Source organism: Paenibacillus sp. PL91 (assembly GCF_012935325.2).
GTDB lineage: Bacteria > Bacillota > Bacilli > Paenibacillales > Paenibacillaceae > Pristimantibacillus.
This window is the reverse complement of record NZ_JABBYG020000055.1, coordinates 1-2,970: the sequence shown is the minus strand read 5'-3', so window position 1 is coordinate 2,970 and position 2,970 is coordinate 1. Positions and strand designations below refer to the sequence as shown.

4 protein-coding genes are annotated in these 2,970 nt (G+C 41.7%); 3 read left to right on the top strand and 1 reads right to left on the bottom strand.

What is annotated here, in order from left to right:
• The first annotated feature begins 829 nt into the window (after positions 1 to 829).
• Entirely contained in the window at positions 830 to 988 is a 159-nt protein-coding gene (locus HI950_RS35280; RefSeq protein WP_169091743.1) for a hypothetical protein, read from the top strand.
• 249 nt (positions 989 to 1,237) lie between these two features.
• Positions 1,238 to 1,438, top strand: a complete 201-nt coding sequence (locus HI950_RS35275) for a hypothetical protein (protein WP_169091741.1) — start codon at positions 1,238 to 1,240, stop codon at positions 1,436 to 1,438.
• 71 nt (positions 1,439 to 1,509) lie between these two features.
• Here the strand turns inward: HI950_RS35275 and HI950_RS35270 are convergent, their stop codons facing one another.
• The gene (locus HI950_RS35270; protein ID WP_169091745.1) at positions 1,510 to 1,869 is read right to left on the bottom strand and encodes a MerR family transcriptional regulator; all 360 of its coding nucleotides are present in this window, start codon (positions 1,867 to 1,869) and stop codon (positions 1,510 to 1,512) included.
• A 104-nt stretch (positions 1,870 to 1,973) separates the two neighbouring features.
• Between HI950_RS35270 and HI950_RS35265 the strand changes: the two genes are divergently transcribed.
• Positions 1,974 to 2,684: an SDR family NAD(P)-dependent oxidoreductase gene (locus tag HI950_RS35265; RefSeq protein ID WP_169091747.1), complete on the top strand. Its 711-nt coding sequence runs from the start codon at positions 1,974 to 1,976 to the stop codon at positions 2,682 to 2,684.
• The last annotated feature ends 286 nt before the right edge of the window (positions 2,685 to 2,970 follow it).

The following is a 2,970-nucleotide window of genomic DNA, read 5'->3' as shown; positions in this document are numbered from 1 at the left end:
GGGATTATTTTGAGCTGAGTGATTAATACATTCAGCGAGTTGGATAGTCATAAATTTCTCCCTCCTAGCAACGTGCTGTTACCATTCTGGTTTTATATAATACTTTTCGTTAGAAGGGTTTTTTTTTAGTCACTAAGCAAGTGAAGACAGCTGCTGGTAACAAAAGGGGGAGTGAACTTAATTTATGGATGAAAAACGAACATACCACTTGATGACCTTTCGACTAATGAAGTGCTGGAACGCCTAGATAGAATGCAAGTGGATGAGCTCTGACCTTACCACTCTCAGTAAGTGAGTATCATCCTAAATCCTCGATTCAATTAGGAATATCATTATATTTATGGAAAAGTTAAACTAACGGGTAACGTAGTTCAATGAATATCGGGGGACAAGAACATATATGCATAGAGAGCTGCGCGCTGCGCGGCTTTTTTATTTTGCGGATATATGTTCTTGTCAAAAGCGAAAGACAAGAACATATATCCGCAGCCGTATTAGGACAAGAACATGTAGTCATAGCCGATTTTTTTGGCCGGCAGCCACATCACTCTTGCGTAGTACGATCGTACGTATATAATTGGAAAATTCACAAACAATATATAGGCCAAGCGTTACAGAAAAGATGTAAATATGGAGGAATAAGAAAATGGATGATATTCGTGAAATTCCACAGCCAGACATCCCTGAAATAGAGGAGAGGGAATTCCCGGAGTTTGAACAATCGACTCCGCACCCGGATGACGTGGATACTCAAGTCTGTACCTAGTAGCACACTAAGATGATTTTCATTTCATGGGCCTTTTGGATTTTGATTGCGAAGGAGATAAACATGACTAAGTCGCAAGCTATAGGGAAAGTAGATCAGACCAAAGAAGTTCCTGCTAAATACAGTGAATCAAACGAATTCAACCACGAACGCAATCAAGTAACTAAAGCGCAAAAACAAATGGCATCTCAAGAGACAACGGGAGTACTTGATCAAGCATAAAACGTCTCAAGGATAATGTGTAACAATACACTTTACTACTTTCGACATCCATAACCGATGAAGGAGCTGCCGCGGCAGCTCCTTTTTCCTTTTGCAATCTTCACAAAATAAGAAATTTTGTACAGATGTCCTGGTGATTAGCGTTGAGCTAACGGGCAGATTACGTCAATGAACCACCCTTAAACCAAATATTGATTTCGATTACAATCACTGGAATATTTTTCATGCTAAAACAACAAAAACTTACCAATGGACTTGGAGGAAGACATCCATGAAAATCCCGTTCGAGTCGTGAATGCCGCGGTGAATCGTCTGAGTGACAGCATCTTTTCAATCGCCTATCCATGGTTCCTGATCACAGCGCATACGGACGAAGAAATCGATGCAACGCTGACAGCGGTGAACGGATGGGTTTCGGAAGATAACGTTTCGGCATTCCTATGCGGATAACATCATTATGGTACTTGCTCTTACATGAGATTCAAAAGTTTAGTCTATATGACCCGGCTTATATGCTTATATTAATAATTTTCCCCGCGATAATAGCGCTTCAGTTTTTCTTCCAAATGAACGAGCTGCGCTTCCTTCTCCTCAATATCTTTCAGCAGCTTTTGCTTTTGATCTTCAATCAGTTTGATTCTCTCCGGCAGGGTTGAGGTTCCTTCGTTCACCTTATCATAATACTTTTTGATGTCCTCCACACTCATCCCGGTTTCGCGAAGACATTTGATAAAAACCAGCCAGCTCAGATCATCATCCTTATAAAGACGGTTATTCTGCTCGCTTCGGGCAGCAGGTTTCAACAGTCCCTTTCTTTCGTAAAAGCGGATCGCTCCAATATTGATCCCGACTTCCTTCGCCACTTCTCCAATCGTTAACATACTAACCCTCTTTTATAAAAAAATAATTGTTGACCTACACTAAGTGTAGCATAGTAACTTATAAATTGTTAAAGAAAAATTAAATTAGGGAAAGAAGGATTCGCATGATAAGGACCGCCTTTGTAACCGGAGCAAATAAAGGAATCGGAATTGAAATCGTTAAGCAGTTAGGTGAAGCAGGCTGGAAAGTCATCCTTGGCGCACGCAGTGCCGATCGGGGTAAAGCAGCCGTTTCCGAGTTAACTTCCAAGGGGTTAGACGTAGAATTTATACAAATCGACATGGGTGACTTGAAAATCATCGAACAGGCTGCCGTTACGATCAACAAGAATTATCCGGACTTGAAGCTTCTGATCAATAACGCTGGTATGCCTGGCGCTTTCTCCCGTTCTTTTACGGATACCAAAGAGGAAGATCTGCGGAATGCCTTCGAAGTTAACTTTTTCGGGACCTTCCGTTTAAATCAGCGTTTGTTCCCTTTAATCAAAGATAACGAAGGCACAATCATCAATGTATCGACCGACATGGCTTCTTTGGACCATATGCAAAATGCTGAATTTACTTTAAACGCATTCGATTATAACTCATCTAAAACGGCTAACAATGCTATGACTCTTTCAATGGCTTATGAAGTCAAAAACAGCAGCGCTCAAGTATTCGCGGTAACGCCTGGATTCACCTCAACAGATCTTAACGGTAATGCCGCAGGCGGTAAATCGAAAGAAGCCGCCGCTGCGATTATAGTGGGTTATGCGACAGATGGCAAACGTCATAACGGCGAATTCTTGGATGAGAAGGGCGTTTACGCCTGGTAACCCGCAACTGCCGAAAGCAAAAACTCTTGCCGCCCATATCGCGGACAAGAGTTTTTTGCGTACAAGATTCTAGTAAAATAAATTAAGTATATCGGTGGTCGGGGTAACCCACTATTAAACTAACGGGGAACGATAGTTCAACCTCGGAAGGGCTGCCTCATGGCGGCCCTTCATTATGCTAACTGGTAGTTTAGCGTGGCTGACCGACCTACATAACTTTACATTATCACTTTATTACGTTAATCTATTAGAGAAGTAAAGTGATAAAGGATGCGGTCTTAATCGA

Excerpts from the sequence above, each read along its gene's own strand:
- HI950_RS35280 (WP_169091743.1), top strand. The coding sequence starts at position 830 with ATGACTAAGTCGCAAGCTATAGGGAAAGTAGATCAGACCAAAGAAGTT.
- HI950_RS35275 (WP_169091741.1), top strand. The coding sequence starts at position 1,238 with ATGGACTTGGAGGAAGACATCCATGAAAATCCCGTTCGAGTCGTGAAT.
- HI950_RS35270 (WP_169091745.1), bottom strand. The coding sequence starts at position 1,869 with ATGTTAACGATTGGAGAAGTGGCGAAGGAAGTCGGGATCAATATTGGA.
- HI950_RS35265 (WP_169091747.1), top strand. The coding sequence starts at position 1,974 with ATGATAAGGACCGCCTTTGTAACCGGAGCAAATAAAGGAATCGGAATT.